The organism is Neobacillus piezotolerans, assembly GCF_003362805.1.
GTDB lineage: Bacteria > Bacillota > Bacilli > Bacillales > Cytobacillaceae > Bacillus_D > Bacillus_D piezotolerans.
The window spans coordinates 689593-708459 of sequence record NZ_QNQT01000001.1 but is presented as its reverse complement, the minus strand read 5'-3'; the positions used below and the strand labels follow the sequence as shown (position 1 = coordinate 708459).

Here is an 18867-nt window from a genome sequence, read left to right as displayed (position 1 = left end):
ATTATGCTTCCCCCTTCTTTGCCGCCGGCACATCATTCACATTGCCTTCGGAACCGCGCTTCCAGAATTTATTGACAAGGCGGTGGATTAGGACGCTCGTGGCCGCGAAATAAATGATAATCGCAATGATTGTGTTCGCCAGTTCAGGAGGGATTTCTGTCATCGCATTCATAAATCCTGTACCGGAATAAAGAATCCCAAACAGGATGGCTGCGAAAAACACGCCAAACGGAGTATTGTTCCCAAGCAGCGCAACCGCGATTCCGTCGTAGCCCTGGAATGGCAGGATTCCAATTTGGATGCTTGAGGCATTGCCTGTATACATCGCGACCCCGCCAAGCCCAGCAAGCGCTCCCGAGATAACCATCGAAAGGATAATATTCCTGTTTACCCGCATTCCCGCGTATTCCGCCGCATGCCGGTTAAATCCAACCGCTTTTAACTCAAACCCAAGCGTTGTTTTGTTAATAATGAAAGCGATAATGACGACACTGATAATGCCAAGGAATATTCCAAGGTTGATATAGGAGCCATCGAACATATCCGTCAAAAACTGGACTTTCAAAGTAGCTTTTTCCGGTAACTTCTTCGATTCGGTTTCAAGGAATTCGCCTTTAAAATAGCCTGGAACCACATAATATACGGTCCAATAAGCTATCCAGTTCATCATGATTGTCGCGACGACTTCGTGGACGTTGAATTTCGCTTTCAGCAATCCGGGAAGAAACGCCCACAATGCGCCGCCCAGGATGCCAGCCGCGATCATTGCAAGCAGAAGGACCGGCCGAGAAAAATCATAGGTCAGGCCAACCGCGGACGCGCATAGGCCGCCAATCAGCATTTGGCCCGAAGCACCGATATTGAAAAGGCCAGTCCTGAATGCAAACGCTACTGAAAGACCTGTAAAAATAAGCGGCGTGGCGGTGGCAAGCGTGTCACCGATGCGCTTGGTGGTCATAAATGCTCCCTGTAACAAGTACATATATCCCTCAAGAGGGTTGCTACCGATAAAGAGCATCAAAATCCCGCCAGCAATGAGGCCGAGGATTATCGCGATTAAAGATACAATGGCATTTCTCATACGTTTCTCTCCTTGTTTACACCAGCCATCATGAGTCCTACTTCGTTTTCATTCGTTTCGGACGCATTCACGACGCCGATTAACTCTCCATTGTTTATGGCAGCTATCCGGTCTGAAAGCTGGAGGACTTCATCAAGCTCGAGGGAAACGAGTAAAACGGCATTCCCCTTATCCCGATGCTCAATAAGCCGTTTATGGATATATTCAATTGAACCGACGTCCAGCCCCCTTGTCGGCTGTACCGCAATCAATAGCTTCGGATTCAGTTCGATTTCCCTGCCTATAATCGCTTTTTGTTGATTTCCGCCTGATAGTGTGCGGGTTATCGATGCGCCTCCTTTTCCGGAGCGGACGTCGAAATTTTCAAGGATATTATTCGCATATTTTTTCATTTCCTGTTCATTCAATAAACCGTATTTTGCAAAAGGCTTCTTATTATAAACTTCCAAAACCATATTGGATTCGAGGGTGTAGTCAAGCACAAGGCCTCGTTTCTGCCTGTCTTCCGGAATATGCCCGATTCCTTTTTCAATTCTATCCCTAATGGGAAGGGCAATGATTTCCTCGCCATTTAATTTGACTGATCCTGAATCCGCTTTCCTGAGCCCTGTAATGGCCTCAACAAGCTCGGTTTGGCCGTTCCCGTCAACCCCGGCTATCCCGACGATTTCTCCGGCGCGTACTTCAAGAGAGAAGTCTTTCAGCGCAAGGACTTTTCTGTTATTTTTTACGGAAAGAGAATCTATTTTCAATACGACATCGCCTGGCGTACTTTCTTTCTTATCCACTTTGAATGAAACATGGCGCCCGACCATCATTTCCGCGAGTTGTTCTGTGCTAGTCTCGGCCACATCCACAGTACCAATCGATTTCCCTCTTCTAATTACCGTGCATCGGTCCGCCACGGCTTTAATTTCTTTAAGTTTATGGGTAATGATAATGATTGATTTGCCTTCATTAATCAGATTGCGCATAATTTTCATAAGTTCATCGATTTCACTCGGAGTCAATACCGCTGTCGGTTCATCAAAAATCAGGACTTCCGCTTCCCTGTAGAGCATTTTCAGAATTTCGACCCTTTGCTGCATACCGACAGAGATGTCTTCAATTTTCGCATGTGGGTCCACATTAAGGCCGTATGATTTTGATAATTCTTCAATCCTTTTAGCCGCACTGTCAATATCAATGACCAATCCTTTTATCGGCTCGCTTCCGAGAATGATATTTTCGGTGACTGTAAAATTGTCCACCAGCTTAAAATGCTGATGCACCATCCCGATCCCCAGCCTCGTCGCGACGTTTGGATTTGTGATGCGAACTTCTTCGCCTCGAACTTTAATTACTCCCTTTTCCGGCTGGTACATCCCGAACAGGACTCCCATCAAGGTCGATTTTCCCGCGCCATTTTCACCGAGGAGAGCGTGTATTTCTCCCGTTTTTAAAGACAGGGAGATATTATCGTTGGCAACAATACCCGGGAATTCCTTCCGGATATTCAGCATTTCAACTACATAGCTCATCGTTACACTCACCTTTGCCATTTACTGTTTCCTTAATGTTAAAAGGAAAAACCCATATTTGGGATAAAAGAAACCTTCCCCGGGCCTGGTAGTTTGCAAGAGTCCTATATTTCAAGTCCAATATACAAAAGAGACGGGAAAAGAACCGTCTCATTTTGTATACACTTTTATTACTTGAAGAGATCGCCTTGTTCACTCTTTACTTCGATTTCTCCGCTCTTAACTTTTTCGTAAACCTCTTTAACCTTGCTGGATGTATCATCGCTCAAGTTAGGGTTTTCAGCAGTAATGCCGACGCCATCATTTTTAGCATCAAACATGAGGGTCTTGCCGCCCTGGAATTTGCCGTCAAGTTCGTCCTTAATCATGTCAAATGCCGATTGGTCAATATTCTTCACGGCAGAAGTAAGGATAACTGACTTGTCCCCATCATATTTACCGTCTTCGTACTGGTCTACATCAACTCCGACGATCCATACATTTTCGCCTGCTTTAACACGGTTTACTGCTTCCTTGATAGCTCCAACGCCAACTCCGCCTGCAGCTGCGTGAATGACATTAACTCCGCGGTCGAACATAGAAGCTGCAATTTGGCCACCTGCGGCAACGTTGTCAAAAGAGCCTTGGTAAATGAAGTTTTCCTTCTTCATGCCAATCTTGGTTCCCATGTTTTCATTGGCGTATTTAATACCTTGCTGGAAGCCCCAGTTAAACTTTTGGACTGGAGGGATTTCCATTCCGCCGATGAAACCTGCTTCGCCTTCTTTCAGTTCAAGGGCAGTAGCTACCCCTGCCAAGAAACCTGCTTGGTGTTCTGCAAAGAAAATAGAAACGGTATTTTCCTTCACGACTGGATTAAAATCGCCGCTGTGAGGATTTCCGTCGATAATGACAAATTTTGCATCCTTATAGTTGTCCTGTGCCTTGAATACAGCTGTTTCGAACTTAAAACCAGGTGTTACGATGAATTTGTAGCCTGCATCGTAAAGGTTGCCGATTTCTTTCAGGTAATCAGCTTCAGTTGTACCGGATGGCTTCAGGTATTTGGTCTGCACGCCAAGCTCGTCCTTGGCTTTCAAAATGCCTTCCCAAGTACCTTGGTTGAACGATTTATCATCGATTGTACCCGCGTCAGTAACCATACCTACTTTAAGGTCATTCTTCTTTTTGTCGCCTCCACCATTATTAGTGGAAGCATCTTCTTTACCGCCACAAGCTGACAAAAGCATTCCCGCAGACAAAAGCAGCGACATGAACAAACCGAATTTGCGCTTTTTCAAGGCATTGTCCCCCTAAAAATTGTTGTTTGATTTAGTAGCAATGTTTTTTCGCGGCGGGATTGTCCAACAAGGCTATACCCTCTTCCTAAGGACCTTGAAGCTGAACTTATCCGCTTTGAAATAGTTTACCGAGTAAAGGATTGGTTCGTCGTCTTCATCGAAGTGCATTTGCTTCAGCACCAATAAAGCTGTTTCCGGATCGCATTCGAGGATGGGCGAAATTTTATCGTGATAGCCGAGCGGTTCAATCTGGGCTACCGCATATGTAATTCTTCGTCCTGCCTGGTTTTCCAAAATGGAAAGAAGGGATTCTTCCTGGTGGGAGAACGCCTCGGGCAGTATGCGTACAGGTACCTTGTCTATGCAATAGACAACCGGTTCGCCATTTGCGGTCCTTACCCTCTCGGTCACGACGATTGCTTCATCCAGTTCCAACGAGAACCGGCGAATGTCCTCCTCTGCCGGCATTTGTGTTGATGAACTCAGAAAAATGGTGCCCGGCCTCATGCCAGCCTGCAAGATCATGCTCGTCACACTGCTGAGCTGCTCGATCCCGGATGTAAACAGCGGCTTTGCGTTAACGAACGTCCCGACGCCATGCCGGCGAATGATAACGTTTTCTTCTTCGAGTATGCGCAACGCCTCCCGAAGAGTCGCCCTGCTTACCCCCAGTTGTTTCGCAAGATCGAATTCAGAAGGCAGCTTTTCTCTTTCTTTATAAACGCCGTCTTCTATATTTTGCTTCAACCGATCGATCACCTGCAAATACAAATGACGGTTATCCGACTTAATAGACATGTGCATCCTCCAGGCTCCTGAGACATCAGACCTCTGATGTTTAATCATTCCTACTAATCGACAATACTATAACACTTTTCAAAGCATAAATAAATAGGATAGTATCATTTTTTTGGAAAACAAAAATCGTCGAAATCAGCAATTTTTTGTTGACATTTGGTATGTTCCTTTGTTACTAGCCTTGTGGTTCACCCAAAATGCAAGGACCCTGCGAAAAAATGAATTTCAGTTTAGGATCACCTCTTCTTTTCCAATTCACCCTTCACGTGCATGATGATATAGTATGTCATATTCATAAAAAATAACCATCCAGCATGGCGCTTAAACAGGTTGTTTATTCCTGTCCTGGTTGGCCTTGGAAACAAGTTGCCGCAATAGGATGCATATTGTTTCCGTTTTCATCAAGGTTCCATTTTTATATTTTCCTAGACAAAAAAAGAAGCCGGAATCCCGGCTTCCTTCATCATCTTCTCTTAATGGCCTGCTTCTTCCGGCTGCTTTGAAACGAGCACCGCCCTCGGCTTGCTGCCCTCGTACGGGCCGACAACGCCCCGCGCCTCCATTTCGTCAATCAGCCTTGCTGCCCTTGTATAGCCAATCCTGAACCTTCGCTGCAGCATCGACACAGATGCTGTCTGCATCTCGGTAATCAGGTCGACCGCTTCCTCATAAAGTTCATCGTCCACTTCACCCTCGACTTCCTGCACGTCATCAGGGATCATTTCTTCCTGGTACTGCGCTTTTTGCTGGGAAATGACAAACTCAACTGTATCTTCGACTTCCTCGTCTGATAAAAATGCCCCCTGGACCCTGATTGGCTTTGAAGCGCCGACAGGCAGGAAAAGCATGTCTCCCCGACCGAGCAGCTTTTCGGCGCCGCCCATATCAAGGATTGTGCGTGAATCTGTCTGCGACGATACAGCGAAAGCGATCCTCGATGGAATATTCGCCTTGATCACACCCGTAATGACATCCACGGACGGGCGCTGGGTGGCGATGATGAGGTGGATGCCCGCCGCCCTGGCCATTTGCGCAAGCCTTGTTATGGAATCCTCAACATCCGAGGACGCAACCATCATCAAGTCGGCTAACTCGTCGACAATGACAACGATATATGGGAGCAGCGGCTGCTTATCATCTTCTTCCGCATTATGCCTTCTGACATGTTCATTATAGCCTTCAATATTGCGTGTCCCTGTAAATGAAAAGAGCTCATAACGCCTTTCCATTTCATTGACGACTTTTTTCAGCGCCTGGGAAGCTTTTTTCGGATCAGTTACAACTGGAGCGAGCAAATGGGGAACACCATTGTACACATTCAGCTCGACCATTTTCGGATCGATCATCATCATCTTCACTTCATGCGGCTTCGCCCTCATCAAAATGCTCGTAATGATTCCGTTGATGCACACACTTTTCCCGCTTCCCGTTGCCCCGGCGACAAGAAGGTGCGGCATCTTGTTCAACTCCGCAAGGACCGCCTCGCCGGTAATATCCCGCCCAAGCCCGATCAGAAGTTTTGATTCCGGGCGGTCGTTCTGGGTCGCTTCAAGCACTTCCCTTAAGGAAACCATCGCTACCTCGGAATTCGGGACCTCGATTCCAATCGCCGACTTTCCCGGAATTGGCGCTTCAATCCGGATATCCTTGGCGGCAAGCGCTAGGGCAAGGTCATCATTCAGGCTGACAATTTTGCTTACCTTGACGCCCACATCCGGATGGACCTCGTATTTGGTAACGGCTGGGCCAAGGTGCACCTGCGTTACCCTCGCTTTTACCCCGAAGCTGTGGAAGGTGCGCTCAAGCTTCGCGGCATTGGCGTGAATGAGTTCGTATTCCCCGCTTTGGTCCGCTTTTCTTGGAAGTTTTAGCAGCGAAAGCGGCGGCAGCTCATAAGATGTGTTTTCCAGTTCCACAAAGGTGATTGGGGGAGCGATTTCCTCTTCCTCCATCTCCTTTTCTCCGGAATCGGGCTGGTGCTTTTTATGGCGTTCCTGTTTCGCTCCGTTTCCATAGGCTTTGTCGATAAAACTTGAAATGATAGGCTCCGGCACAGGCGGTTCTTCCTCTATGGCAACCGTGGCGCCATCGATTAATTCGGTTGGTGCCGCCACTGGTTTTTCCGCTGCCTTTTTCTCTTTTTCACGCTTGTCCCGCTTTTGCTGATCTTTCTGCTTTTGCCTTTTTTTCTTCCATTCGGACAAATCGGCTTTAAATGCCTCAAGCTGGTTCCGATAGCCTGAACCAATTATCGAGAAAATTTTACCGAGCGCTTCCCCGAACGTTTTTCCAGTCAGGAGGATCACTCCGCTTGCAATCAGCAGCCCAGCAATGATTTTTGTTCCTGTTGTGGCAAACAGGTAGTGGAACATTGCGTACAGCACAGCGCCGACCATTCCCCCGCCAAGATCAGGGGAAGACGGATCACCCTTTACTTCGTCCCAAAAAAACGTCCAGGTGTTGGCTATCACACTCGGATTCTCAAGCTGTCCACTCTTTGCCAGGGACCCGAACAGCGTGATATGGCTCAGAATCAGCAATGCGGCCAAAATCAGATACGCCCCCATAAGCCTTGACGGAAAAAGAAAAGGCATTTCACGTTTCCACATCATGATGATGCTTAACATGAACATCCCGATAAGCCCGGCCATCCCCCATTCCCCAAGCCAAAAACGGAAAAACAGGGATACTCCATTTCCCACAGCCCCAAGCTCCGCCATTGAAATAATGGACAGGGCCAGCATGACCAGGCCGGCCAGTTCAAATTTTAGAGTTGTTTTCAATTGGCTATCCCTGCTTCGGGTTTGCCTGCGTTTTTTCTTGGCCATCCTAATCACCTTTATGTATAAGTCTTCAGCCAGGATCGCCAAATAGAACAAGCAGCCCTCCGGCTGCTTTATTCAGTCTGGCATTTCCAGCTTTTTGGCTATCATCCAAAAATGCCATTTTCCTAAACCGTAACCTGATTATACCATAAAGGGATTCCGGATTGGACAGGACCTTCAGGCTATAGGGAAATTTTCGACCCTGGCAGCCATCTTGCATCCATGTAATGGACTGGGTCCGTGCTTAGCAGCCTGACAATCTGGAACCCGTCGCCCGAGCTCTCCACTTCCATCGAAACCCCTTCCTTGGAGATTATTTTCCTTTCCTTCGGCACCGCATCCTGCTGTTGTTGAAAAATAAGCTCCTCGGGCATCATTGTGTAAAGGATCATTGGATCAGCCCTTCCTGCTCAGTCTTGTTCATTTCAATTAGGTCATTCAGCTTTTTCATTGCCGGCCCAAGCCCGCCAACTTCATCAATGAGCCCGTATGCGACTGCATCGGCGCCAACTACATTCGTACCGATGTCCCGCGTCAGGTTTCCCTTCGCGAACATCAAATCCTTAAACGTTTCCTCCGGGATATTGGAGTGGCCTGTTACGAACCGGACGACCCGTTCCTGCATTTTATCGAGATACTCAAACGTTGCCGGAACGCCAATGACAAGCCCAGTCAGCCGGATTGGATGGATGGTCATCGTGGCCGTTTCGGCAATGAAGCTGTAATTGCATGAAACCGCGATTGGGACCCCGATTGAGTGGCCACCCCCAAGGACAATGGACACGGAAGGCTTGGATAGTGATGCGAGCATTTCGGCAATGGCTAGGCCCGCTTCCACGTCCCCTCCAACCGTGTTCAGGATTACAAGCAATCCTTCTATTTTCGGATTTTGCTCGATCGCCACGAGCTGCGGAATGATGTGCTCGTATTTCGTCGTTTTATTTTGCGGGGGCAAGGCGAGATGCCCTTCGATTTGCCCGACTATTGTCATACAGTGGATGCGTGAATCATTTGAAAGCTGCGGCACGTTTGTCGCGCCAAGTTGCTGGATTTTTTCAATAAGCTTGGAACCTGGTTTGTCATCGGTTTCCGGGCTAGGTGCTTCCTCTTGATCGCCCATCCGCGTTGATGGAATTAAATGGTCCATTTTAACTGTCTCCCTTCGGTTCATATATGGTTAGTATTGGACCTCGTCGGTTAATTCATGCCTTTTTGATTTATAGATCATGGCCAGTTACGCTAGCGTATATAAAAAAGCACCGGCAGGATTGCCGATGCTTCGGTTTACGCTTCCATAATGATCGGAAGGATCATTGGGCGCCTTTTCGTTCTTTCGAATAAATACTTGTTCAAATCGTCCCTAATTTCCTGTTTTAGGCTCGTCCAGTCAAAGAAATCGCGGGAAATGTTCTTTTCAACAATATCCCTTACCAGCTTGCCGGATTCCTCCATCAATTTTTCCGATTCCCTGACATAAACGAATCCTCTTGAAATGATCTCCGGCCCCGCGAGAATTTTACGCTCTTTCCTTGAAAGCGTGACGACGACAATCAATGTGCCGTCCTGGGAGAGAAGCCTGCGGTCGCGAAGGACAATATTGCCGACATCGCCGACGCCTATTCCGTCTATCAGAATGTTGCCTGATGGTACTTTGCCCGCCGGAATGAACATTCCATCCTTGATTTCGACCACTTCCCCATTATCGGGAATGTAAATTTGTTCCCTGGTAAGCCCGCATTCCCTGGCGACTTTTTCATGCGCCTTCAGCATCCGGAATTCCCCGTGGACCGGTATGAAAAGTTTAGGCCTCATCAAATTGATCATGAATTTCAGTTCTTCCTGGCTCCCATGGCTTGAAACGTGTATCGTCTTTTTGTTCGAAACGACATTCGCGCCAGCGCGAAGCAACATATCCACTGTTTTTGCGAGGAAAAGTTCGCTTCCCCTTAGTGTTGAAGCTGCAATCAAGACCGTATCGCCTTCCTTGATATTGACAAGCCTATGAGACTTGCGGGCCATTTTTTGCAGCCCTTCAATTGGTTCGCCTTGCGAACCTGTCATTAGGATGACGATTTCCCTGTCCGGAAGGTTCCCTATTTCCGATGCAGGGATGATCAGCCCTTCGGCGATATCAAGATAGCCAAGTTCGACGGCGATATGGTAAATCCGTTCAAGGCTCTTCCCGACAACAGCGACCTTCCTGCCCGTTTCCTCTGCGGAATCGAAGATATGCTGGATGCGGTTAATGTCAGATGCGAAGCACGCCGCGATAATCCTTCCGGACGCGCTATAGAAGGTGTCACACATTTCCCTTGCCACATTCGCTTCGGAAATTGTATAACCCGGCTTTTCCGCCTCGGTGCTGTCGGAAAGCAGGCAGAGCACGCCTTTTTCGCCAATCGCGGCCATTTTGCCGATTTCCGGCTTGTACAATTCTGTCGCGGCCTGGTCGAACTTGAAATCGCCTGTGTAGACGATCGCCCCTTCGGTTGTGTTAATACAAATCCCAACCGATCCAGGGATGCTATGGTTTGTTTTAAAAAATGAGACGTTCACATTTCCGATTTCAATAACCGAATCCGAATTGATTTCATTAAAATCTGTTTTACCATTGAATTCCTGTTCCTTCAGCTTCGCGGCGGCAAGCGCCAGGGTCAGCTCCGTCCCGTAAACAGGAACCTTGATTTGTCTCAGGATGTAGGATAAGGCGCCGATATGGTCCTCATGGCCATGGGAAAGAAAAACAGCCTTGACCCTTTCCTTGTTTTCGAGCAGATAGGAGATGTCGGGAATGACGATATCAATGCCAAGCATTTCATCCTCGGGGAACATTAAGCCCGCATCGATAACGAAAATATCCCTGTCCACCTCGCACAGGAACATATTCTTCCCGATTTCTCCCATGCCGCCCAGGGCGACGATCCTGATATTCTTATTTTTTTTCTTTGCCAATTTCTGTTTCCTCCTATGATGATTTAGGCCGATCGAGATCAGTTACAATCATTATACTTGAATGCGGAAAATCTTTACAACCTTATTCCCTTTCCCGCGCGCCAAAAGAAAAAACTGCCAGGCACGGCAACTTCTTCTCTTTAAAAAAGCAAGGTAATAATTGCGCTTCTAATACACAAATGGCCTCTTTACTGTTCGTTGAAAATTCACCTTGCCCATGAAAAAAGACAGCGGGCATTAATCGCGCCTGCTGCCTTGAAAATCATGTCCTTTTCCCTTTTGAGGGACGAAAATACAATTAAGAGGGCTGATGGATCCCCAGTACTGACGTCAATGCGGTGCGCTCTTCAGCGCTTAATGGAACGAGCGGAAGCCTTACAGAGCCTACGTCCATCCCTTTCAGCTGAAGGGCTGTTTTTACAGGAGCCGGGCTAGGAGCCGCGAACAGCCCCTGCATGACCGGAAGAAGCTGCTGATGGAGACGGGCCGCTTTCTCAAGTTCCTTCGCGAAAAATGCCTGGATCATTTCCTGCATTTCATTGCCGATGATATGGGAAGCCACCGATACGACGCCAAACCCTCCAATGGAAAGAACCGGCAATGTAATACCGTCGTCGCCGCTGTAGAGAATGAAATCTTCCGGTGTATTTGCGATGATTTTTGTCATGGCATTCAGGTCGCCGCTGGCTTCCTTGACTGCTACGATATTTGGGATTTCGGAAAGGCGGATGACTGTTTCCGGCGCGATGTTGACAACAGCCCTGCCAGGTATATTGTAAACCATCACCGGCAGCTTAGTGCTTTCCGCGACTGCCTTGAAATGCTGGTAAAGGCCTTCCTGGTTCGGCTTGTTGTAATAAGGGGCGACAACCATGATCGCGTCCACGCCAAGCTGTTCCGCTTTTTTTGTCATTTCAATTGATTCATAGGTGTTATTGCTTCCTGTTCCAGCGATGACAGGAATCCGGCCGGCGACTGCTTTGACAGCATGGCTGAACAGAGCTAGTTTTTCCTCCTTGGATAATGTAGGCGATTCGCCGGTTGTACCCGCGATAACTAGAGAGTCAGTCCCATTTTCGATTAAATGGTTGATTAACTGGGTTGTTTTCGTAAAATCGATATGCCCTTTCTTATCGAAAGGCGTTACCATCGCAGTTGAAACTCTGCCAAAATGAATCATGGTCCTCTTCACCCGTCCTTTGATTGGTTTGGGCAGGCAAGGCACCTGCCGGCTTAATACCTTTTTGTTGTTGTATATTAAATTCCTTGCGGCCTTTCAAACTCTGCGGACTCGTTTTCCAGATGGAAGGCATCGTGAAGGGCATTGACAGCCTTAATAAGGTCGTCCTGCTCTACGAGGACCCAAATGGTTGTATGGCTGTCGGCGGATTGGAGGATGCGGATGCCCTGGCCTGCCAGCGCTGTTACAATCCTTGCCGTGACGCCCGGCACTCCGGCCATTCCCGCGCCGACAACCGATACTTTCGCGCAATTCCTTTCCACAACGGGTTCATGGCCAAGGACGTTCAGGACGGAAATAGCGCGGTCGGCTGAATCCTCGGACACGGTGTAAACAACCCCGTTCGGAGAAATATTGATAAAGTCGACAGAAATTTTTTCGTTTGCCATTGCCTTGAAGACTTCCGATTGCAAATTGTACTGCCCGTCTCTCGCGAATACCTTAATCTGGGTGACGTTTGGAACATGGGCAATCCCTGTAACCGGCCGTTCTTTTATATCGCTGCCTGCGCTTGTTCTCGCCTGGCTAGTAACGAGTGTGCCCGGCCCGTCTGAATAGGTGGACCGGATCCGCATCGGCACTTTTGCCTGCATCGCTATCTCAACTGCCCTTGGGTGGATGACCTTCGCGCCTTGATAGGCGAGGTTGCATACCTCCGTATAAGTGACAATTGGCAGCGGCCTTGCGTTTTCGGCGATTCTCGGGTCGGCGGTCATGATTCCTTCCACATCCGTGAAAATATCGATCCATTCGGCGCCGAGTGCGGCGCCAATCGCGGCCGCGGACGTATCGCTTCCGCCCCTGCCAATAGTCGTCACGTCTCCGTTTTCGGCCACTCCCTGGAAGCCGGCGACCACGACGACATCCGCTACATTTAGCTCTTCAAGGAGCCGCTCACATTTCATTTCGATGATCTTGGCGTTTGTATGATCGTCATTTGTCCGGAAACCTGCCTGCGCTCCATTTAGGGCGACAGCTTTAATACCCGATTCAAGAAGAAGCGATGTAAACGCTACGCTGGAAATAATCTCGCCGCAGGACATCAGCATATCAATTTCGCGCCTGCTGATTTTCCCAATGCTCCCTTCCAGAAGGGAGAGAAGGGTGTCCGTTGCATACGGGTCACCTTTGCGTCCCATGGCCGAAACGACAACGACAACCTTATATCCTTCAGAAAGGGCCTTTTCAATATGGTTTTTGGCATTTTGCCTGCTTTCTTCGTTCCTGACTGATGTACCGCCAAACTTCTGGACTATTACTTTCATTCAAGCACCCCAAAACTGCTATGTTGTTTTTATTTCTGTCCGACGACGCCTAGGCGGACAAGGCTTTCCGCGATTTGGACGGAATTCCATGCAGCGCCTTTCAGGAGATTGTCCGAAACGACCCACATATGGAATCCTTTCTCATTATCAAGATCCCTTCGGATCCTTCCCACAAAAACATCCTGTTTCCCTACGCAATCCGCGGGCATAGGGTAAACCTGGTTCGCGGGATCATCCTGGAGAACAACGCCGGGTGCGTCCTTCAAAAGTTCCTTAATATCATTCGCGGTGACGCCTTCCGATTCGATTTCAAAGTAAACCGATTCGGAATGGCCCGTCTCGACCGGCAGCCTTACACATGTAGCCGCGACCTGTAGGCTTTGGTCGTGCATAATCTTTTTCGTTTCATTGATCATTTTCAGTTCTTCAAAAGTAAAGCCGTTATCTTCGAATTTATCGATTTGAGGAATCGCGTTGAAGGCAATCTGGTAATGCCTATCGGCCCCTTTTACCGGAAGGACTTTCGGTTCATATGCCTCACCCGCAAGGATGGCCCGCGTTTCTTCCTTCAATTCCTCAATCGCCGCCGCACCCGCTCCGGAAACCGCCTGGTATGTGGAGACAATGATCTTTTTCAGGCCGAACTTCTTGCGGACTGGTTCAAGCGCGACAACCATCTGAATCGTCGAACAGTTTGGATTCGCGATAATCCCTTTATGTGTATGCACATCTTCTTCATTTACTTCCGGAACTACAAGAGGCACTTCCTGGTCCATCCGGAAAGCGCTCGTATTGTCGATGACAATGGCTCCGCGCTTTGCCGCTTCTGGCGCGAGCTCCTTTGAAACACTGCCGCCGGCGCTGAACAAGGCGATGTCAATGCCTTCAAAGCTTTCCGGCTTGGCCTCCTGGACAACATGCTCCTTACCATTTACTGTTACAACCTTTCCAGCAGAACGGGCTGAGGAAAGCAGGACAAGCTTTTTAATAGGGAAATCCCTTTTTACGAGTGTTTCAATCATTTGCTGGCCAACAGCGCCTGTTGCACCGACGACAGCCACATTCAAACCAGTTTGACCATCCATTTTTCTGTTTACCCCTTCCGTCAAAAAGCATTCGCTTTGATTATTCAAGTAAATGCAATCTATGATGGCACTCGGCCCCATATGTATGAAAGATATCAGCGGGCGATGCCCGCCGACAAACTTTCCTACATTTTATCACATTCCTTCAACAATGAAATAATCAATTGCACGTCTGGCGCGAATTGGCTAATTTTCATCAAGGTATCTCTCAACCAGGACGGGTTGCAGCTGGTTTCCCTCAAGGGCTGCTTCCACTGCTTCTTTTAAGAGACTCATCCTCGCAACCATCGAATTTGGTTTTTTTTCCGGGTCGTCCTGCCCGAACGGAATGAAAAATATGTTCTTCGATGCCATGAGCCTCATCAGGTTGACGCCGTTCAGCCCAAGTGCATCATTCGTTGAAATCCCCAACACAACCGGTTTCTGGTTCCTAAGCGTCGCCTTAGCGGCCATCAGGACCGGCGAATCATTAATCGCATTTGCAAATTTACTCATCGAGGCTCCGGTCAATGGCGCAATGACCATACAATCAAGAGGTTCCTTCGGTCCGAGCGGTTCGGCTTTAACGATTGAATCGATCGCGGTTTTTCCAGTCAGTTTTTCAATCCTTTCAATCCAGTCCTCGCCCTTGCCGAATCTTGTCTCGGTATTCTTTACCGTGAACGTGACTACAGGGACAACCTCTGCTCCAGCGTTGACAAGCTTCTCAATTTCCGGATAAACGGCGTCATAGGTGCAATGGGATCCAGTGAGACCGAAGCCGATTCGCTTTCCTTTAAGATTCATATCGCTTTCCCCTTTCGGTTTTTAAGATCCGCCTGAAGCAATTGCGTCAGGACATTCGCCAAAATCTGGCCGGCTGTCTTCGGAGCGACGATTCCGGGCAGCCCCGGGGCCAAGAGCGCTTTGATGCCCCGTTTTTCCGCATAACGGAAATCGGTCCCGCCCGGCTTGGAGGCAAGGTCGATGATCAGCGTATGCACCGCCATTTTCGAGATCACCGATGCACTTACAATTTGGTGCGGAACTGTGTTGATGACAATATCCACATCCCTAAGCTCTTTTTCTATGTCTGATAGATGAAAAGGCTCAAGTGCCATTTCGGTCACCCGTGCAAGGTGTTCGCTCCTCCTCGCGCCCACTTTCACCTTGGCGCCGAGAGCGGCAAAGGCCCTTGCCACGCTCATTCCCGTCCTGCCAAGACCGAGCACGGCGACTTTTGATCCATGGATTGTTATATCGGTATGCTGGATTGCCATCATAATCGTTCCCTCGACGGTTGGGATGGAATTGTATATCGCGACATCATCCCGCTCAAACAGCTGGACGAGACGCCTTTTCGCTTGCTTTGTTATGCCAGTCAAATATGGATTCGTAATTCCGGTATAAATCGTGCATGCTTCAGGCGTTTTGGCAAGGCATGCTTCTGTTAAAATGACCTGCTCATTCGAAAAAATCGTCTCAACCTGGCCCTCCAGGCTCGTTCCCGATACAGGGAGGATAAGCGCATCCATTTCAGAAAAATCCGCTTCCGATAATTTTTCTTTTTGCGCACCTGTAAAGGCATGATCCAGTTGTTCGAAACCAATCAGCGATAGCTTCGCATCCAGTTCGGTCAGCTTCCTGATGATTTCGAGCTGCCGGGCATCCCCGCCAATGATGGCTATCTGCATACCTGTCAGCATGAACCCTTCACCTTCTTTTTCAAAAAATCATTCGTTGCCCAGTCTCCAGGCTACTTATCAGTTTATGAAGGGAAGCAGATTTCTGTGAAAACGAAAGCGGAATGCCGGCTTAATCAACCCCCAGCTCTTATGTAAAAAATTCCTGTGCTTCTGTGAACGATAGCGGTTTTGTGGGACCTGTATCCGGTAAAAAGGGTTTTATTCATTTGATGCAAGAAACGAAAAATAACCCGGCTGCCTTCAACCGGGTTTTGTTAACATAATTAAATTATTGTATTTGGTATTGGGATGGGAAGGGATGGGAAAAGCTAGCAGTTTTTGCTGTAATGGTCAGGAATTTCATATGATTTCTCTATTGAAGTTACTCGTCTGCTTCTCCAGGGAAATCAATGATAATCATTTCGGCGCCGATTTTTTTTATGTGCTTCCATTGAACCCGGATTTCTTCGCCCTGCTTCCGGAGACCAAACCATTTTAGCGACGGGATTAGCAATGCCTGGATTTGGCCTGTTTGTTCATTTATCTCAAGATCGGTCTGGCCAAGGACCCCCAGACGCTCCGCCCGCTTCACATCCACAATTTCCTTCCCGCTAAGCTCGCTCAGCCTCAATTTGATCGCCCCCCTGCTATTCTTCTATTAGTGTATAGCCCTTTAGCGGAAAATAGACTACCTGTTAAAGGATAGCTGGTTTCTTTGCTTGGGCTATTAAATTTTAAGACTGTTACTTTTGTTTGATTAGATTTTGGAATGAAAAAAGCCATTGCATCCGCAATGGCCGTAAAATATCAATTATTTCAATTTGGCTGGGAGTTCCCCGTCAGGACTGATCAAAGCGACCGAGAAGTGGTCGGTAAAAATTGAGCTTGCAAGGCTATCAACGCTATGCTTTGTCACATTGTCAATCTGCTCGACGATTTCATCCAGTGAACGGTGGTATTTTAACAGCAATTCATTTTTTCCGTTCCGGCTCATCCGGCTGTTCGTGCTCTCAAGGCTGAGCATCAGGCTCCCCTTGAGCTGCTCCTTGCTGTTCACAAGCTCTTTATCTGTTATTCCGTCACGTTTCAGCGTATCAAGCGTTTCCTGGATTGTTTCGTACAGCAGGTCGAGCTGCTTCGCGCCTGTGCCGCCGTAAATTGTGACAATACCGCTGTCCTGATAAGCTGAATGGTACGAAAAGACCGAATACGCGAGACCGCGCTGTTCACGGACATCCTGGAAGAGGCGGCTGCTCATACTCCCGCCAAGGACATTGTTTAAAACAATCAGGCTGTAAATATCGTCATGGCCAACCTTAAGGCCTTCAAAGCCAATGCACAGGTGAGCCTGTTCGGTTTCTTTTTTCCGGGAAAGACGGTTAGCATGGAAGTCAGGCTTGTTTTCACGGATTTCGGGATTGCCGCCTTCGTAGGAGCCGAAATGCTTTTCTACCTTGGAAATGAACGAGTCAGTAATGTTACCGGCAATCGAGATGACGACATTCTCAGGTGTATAATGGTTGAAAATATATTCATTAAGCTTGTCGCCGGTAAAGGTTTCAAGTGTCGATTCAGTTCCAAGGATCGGATAGCCGAGCGGATGCTTTTCATAAACCGCCTTGCTTAAAAGATCATGGACAATATCATCCGGTGTGTCGTCGTACATTTTGATTTCTTCCAAAACAACATTCTTTTCCTTTTTAAGTTCGTCGCCATCGAACGTTGAATTGAAAAACATATCCGATAGGATTTCCAAGGCGAAATCCGCGTGTGTATCAAGCACCTTTGCGTAATAGCAGGTGTATTCTTTCGAAGTAAAGGCATTTACCTGGCCGCCGATGCTGTCGAATGATTCAGCGATTTCCCGGGCTGTACGTGTTTTTGTTCCTTTAAAGAACATGTGCTCCAAAAAGTGTGAAATTCCGTTATTCTCAGGCACCTCATTCCTGGAGCCTGTACCGATCCAGACCCCGATTGCAACGGACCTGACCGTTGGAATATTTTCCAGCACAACTCGCACACCATTTTGGCAAGTATATTTCTTAATCATCGAATTCCTCCTGTTCTTGGACAACTGCTGCGGCTTGCTCTGAAATCATTTTACATGTTCGTGGCCGATTCTCCAAATTTTAGAGGAGCCGCCGCAACCTACTCTATTACTTCTACCCTGCTTTCCGATAGCATATCGGAAACGGTGCCAATTTTGAGCTTCTTTTCTTTTATCGACAATATCAGCCGTTCCAGTGCGAGTGCTGTTGGCTCGGTTGGATGCATTAAAATGATTGAACCATTGGAAACCTTCGATGAGACCCTGTTAATAATTGTTTCCGGACTTGGCTTTTTCCAATCCACCGTATCGACAGTCCACATGATGGTCCCCATTCCTGCCTCGGCGGCAATGGCTGCTGTATCCGGTCCCATGCTGCCGCTCGGGGGGGCAAACCAGGTACATTTATTGCCGATTGTGGCTTCAATGACCTCATTTGTCTTCCTTAACTCGTCAAGGGCCTTTTCCTTTGATATTCGTTTCATATCTGCATGGGAATAAGAGTGGTTCCCAATTTCATGTCCCGCTGAGGCAATCATTTTAGCAATCTCCGGATTCTTCTTTACCCAATTTCCTTCTAGAAAAAAACTGGCGGACACATTGTGCCTTTTCATAACAGCCAGCATATCCGGCAAAAACTCGTTCCCCCAGGCAACATTGACGGCAAACGAAACCATTGGCTTTGACGGGCTGCCCCTGAATATAGGCGCAGGCGGCAATTGCCCGAGATGGATTTTGGGCTTGACTTCCTTATAAACAAGCTTTTTCGGGTCAAATTTGCCCGATGCTTTCATTTTCCGGTATGACGCGGGAATGTCGATTTCCAACCCATTATAGCCGGGCATTGTTTTCCACACTTTATCAATGCGGGCATCCTCAGCGGGAATTCTCTTTTCCGCCGCTTCCATTGAAATTCTCTCGTATAGAGGATCATTCTGCTTTGAAACGGCCTCCGCGCCGATTTTCAGAGATTGTATGTATGACCCGACCAAAGGGCTGTTTACGAGTGAAATAAAAAGAAAACATGCCATTAAAAATAACCCAAACCGCTTAACCATATAGCTCCCTCCTCCATACAAAAGTATGTTGGAGCAGCGTATGGTAGAACAA

16 protein-coding genes are annotated in these 18867 nt (G+C 47.9%); all 16 read right to left on the bottom strand.

Annotation, left to right across the window (positions count from 1 at the left end):
* Window position 1: 1 nt before the first annotated feature.
* Window positions 2–1081: an ABC transporter permease gene (locus DRW41_RS03330; protein WP_115450525.1), complete on the bottom strand. Its 1080-nt coding sequence runs from the start codon at window positions 1079–1081 to the stop codon at window positions 2–4.
* The gene (locus tag DRW41_RS03325) at window positions 1078–2601 is read right to left on the bottom strand and encodes an ABC transporter ATP-binding protein (RefSeq protein ID WP_115450524.1); all 1524 of its coding nucleotides are present in this window, start codon (window positions 2599–2601) and stop codon (window positions 1078–1080) included. The genes DRW41_RS03330 and DRW41_RS03325 overlap by 4 nt, the downstream gene beginning before the upstream one ends.
* Window positions 2602–2771: 170 nt before the next feature.
* Complete coding sequence (locus tag DRW41_RS03320) at window positions 2772–3881, bottom strand: BMP family lipoprotein (protein ID WP_245959325.1); 1110 nt, start codon at window positions 3879–3881, stop codon at window positions 2772–2774.
* Between the two features lie 72 nt (window positions 3882–3953).
* Window positions 3954–4679 (bottom strand): GntR family transcriptional regulator, encoded by a 726-nt coding sequence (locus DRW41_RS03315; protein WP_115450523.1) that lies wholly within the window; start codon window positions 4677–4679, stop codon window positions 3954–3956.
* A gap of 473 nt (window positions 4680–5152) precedes the next feature.
* On the bottom strand, window positions 5153–7507 hold the full coding sequence (locus DRW41_RS03310) for an FtsK/SpoIIIE family DNA translocase (RefSeq protein WP_115450894.1): 2355 nt from the start codon (window positions 7505–7507) through the stop codon (window positions 5153–5155).
* A gap of 179 nt (window positions 7508–7686) precedes the next feature.
* Entirely contained in the window at window positions 7687–7896 is a 210-nt protein-coding gene (locus DRW41_RS03305; protein ID WP_115450522.1) for a YlzJ-like family protein, read from the bottom strand.
* Window positions 7893–8624: a ClpP family protease gene (locus tag DRW41_RS03300; protein WP_142752184.1), complete on the bottom strand. Its 732-nt coding sequence runs from the start codon at window positions 8622–8624 to the stop codon at window positions 7893–7895. Before DRW41_RS03300 ends, DRW41_RS03305 begins: the two co-directional genes overlap by 4 nt.
* Window positions 8625–8788: 164 nt before the next feature.
* Window positions 8789–10456 carry a ribonuclease J gene (locus DRW41_RS03295; RefSeq protein WP_115450520.1) on the bottom strand — a complete coding sequence of 556 codons (1668 nt, stop codon included), beginning with the start codon at window positions 10454–10456 and terminating at the stop codon, window positions 8789–8791.
* Between the two features lie 298 nt (window positions 10457–10754).
* The gene (gene dapA / locus DRW41_RS03290) at window positions 10755–11636 is read right to left on the bottom strand and encodes a 4-hydroxy-tetrahydrodipicolinate synthase (RefSeq protein ID WP_115450519.1); all 882 of its coding nucleotides are present in this window, start codon (window positions 11634–11636) and stop codon (window positions 10755–10757) included.
* Window positions 11637–11713: 77 nt separating this feature from the next.
* Complete coding sequence (dapG, locus tag DRW41_RS03285) at window positions 11714–12961, bottom strand: aspartate kinase (RefSeq protein WP_115450518.1); 1248 nt, start codon at window positions 12959–12961, stop codon at window positions 11714–11716.
* Between the two features lie 29 nt (window positions 12962–12990).
* Complete coding sequence (gene asd, locus DRW41_RS03280; RefSeq protein ID WP_115450517.1) at window positions 12991–14046, bottom strand: aspartate-semialdehyde dehydrogenase; 1056 nt, start codon at window positions 14044–14046, stop codon at window positions 12991–12993.
* A 186-nt stretch (window positions 14047–14232) separates the two neighbouring features.
* The gene (gene dpaB / locus DRW41_RS03275) at window positions 14233–14832 is read right to left on the bottom strand and encodes a dipicolinate synthase subunit B (RefSeq protein ID WP_115450516.1); all 600 of its coding nucleotides are present in this window, start codon (window positions 14830–14832) and stop codon (window positions 14233–14235) included.
* Window positions 14829–15731, bottom strand: a complete 903-nt coding sequence (dpaA, locus tag DRW41_RS03270) for a dipicolinic acid synthetase subunit A (protein ID WP_115450515.1) — start codon at window positions 15729–15731, stop codon at window positions 14829–14831. Before dpaA ends, dpaB begins: the two co-directional genes overlap by 4 nt.
* 361 nt (window positions 15732–16092) lie before the next feature.
* A complete protein-coding gene (locus DRW41_RS03265; RefSeq protein WP_115450514.1) occupies window positions 16093–16341 on the bottom strand; it encodes a YlmC/YmxH family sporulation protein in 249 nt (82 codons plus the stop codon).
* A 180-nt stretch (window positions 16342–16521) separates the two neighbouring features.
* Complete coding sequence (locus tag DRW41_RS03260) at window positions 16522–17760, bottom strand: M16 family metallopeptidase (RefSeq protein WP_115450513.1); 1239 nt, start codon at window positions 17758–17760, stop codon at window positions 16522–16524.
* A 98-nt stretch (window positions 17761–17858) separates the two neighbouring features.
* On the bottom strand, window positions 17859–18815 hold the full coding sequence (locus DRW41_RS03255) for a polysaccharide deacetylase family protein (RefSeq protein WP_115450512.1): 957 nt from the start codon (window positions 18813–18815) through the stop codon (window positions 17859–17861).
* Window positions 18816–18867 lie beyond the last annotated feature (52 nt).

Coding starts and splice junctions, on each gene's coding strand:
- DRW41_RS03315 (WP_115450523.1), bottom strand. CDS start 4,679: ATGTCTATTAAGTCGGATAACCGTCATTTGTATTTGCAGGTGATCGAT.
- asd (WP_115450517.1), bottom strand. CDS start 14,046: ATGGATGGTCAAACTGGTTTGAATGTGGCTGTCGTCGGTGCAACAGGC.
- DRW41_RS03305 (WP_115450522.1), bottom strand. CDS start 7,896: ATGATCCTTTACACAATGATGCCCGAGGAGCTTATTTTTCAACAACAG.
- DRW41_RS03300 (WP_142752184.1), bottom strand. CDS start 8,624: ATGGGCGATCAAGAGGAAGCACCTAGCCCGGAAACCGATGACAAACCA.
- dpaB (WP_115450516.1), bottom strand. CDS start 14,832: ATGAATCTTAAAGGAAAGCGAATCGGCTTCGGTCTCACTGGATCCCAT.
- DRW41_RS03310 (WP_115450894.1), bottom strand. CDS start 7,507: ATGGCCAAGAAAAAACGCAGGCAAACCCGAAGCAGGGATAGCCAATTG.
- DRW41_RS03330 (WP_115450525.1), bottom strand. CDS start 1,081: ATGAGAAATGCCATTGTATCTTTAATCGCGATAATCCTCGGCCTCATT.
- dapG (WP_115450518.1), bottom strand. CDS start 12,961: ATGAAAGTAATAGTCCAGAAGTTTGGCGGTACATCAGTCAGGAACGAA.
- DRW41_RS03260 (WP_115450513.1), bottom strand. CDS start 17,760: ATGATTAAGAAATATACTTGCCAAAATGGTGTGCGAGTTGTGCTGGAA.
- DRW41_RS03255 (WP_115450512.1), bottom strand. CDS start 18,815: ATGGTTAAGCGGTTTGGGTTATTTTTAATGGCATGTTTTCTTTTTATT.
- DRW41_RS03325 (WP_115450524.1), bottom strand. CDS start 2,601: ATGAGCTATGTAGTTGAAATGCTGAATATCCGGAAGGAATTCCCGGGT.
- dpaA (WP_115450515.1), bottom strand. CDS start 15,731: ATGCTGACAGGTATGCAGATAGCCATCATTGGCGGGGATGCCCGGCAG.
- dapA (WP_115450519.1), bottom strand. CDS start 11,636: ATGATTCATTTTGGCAGAGTTTCAACTGCGATGGTAACGCCTTTCGAT.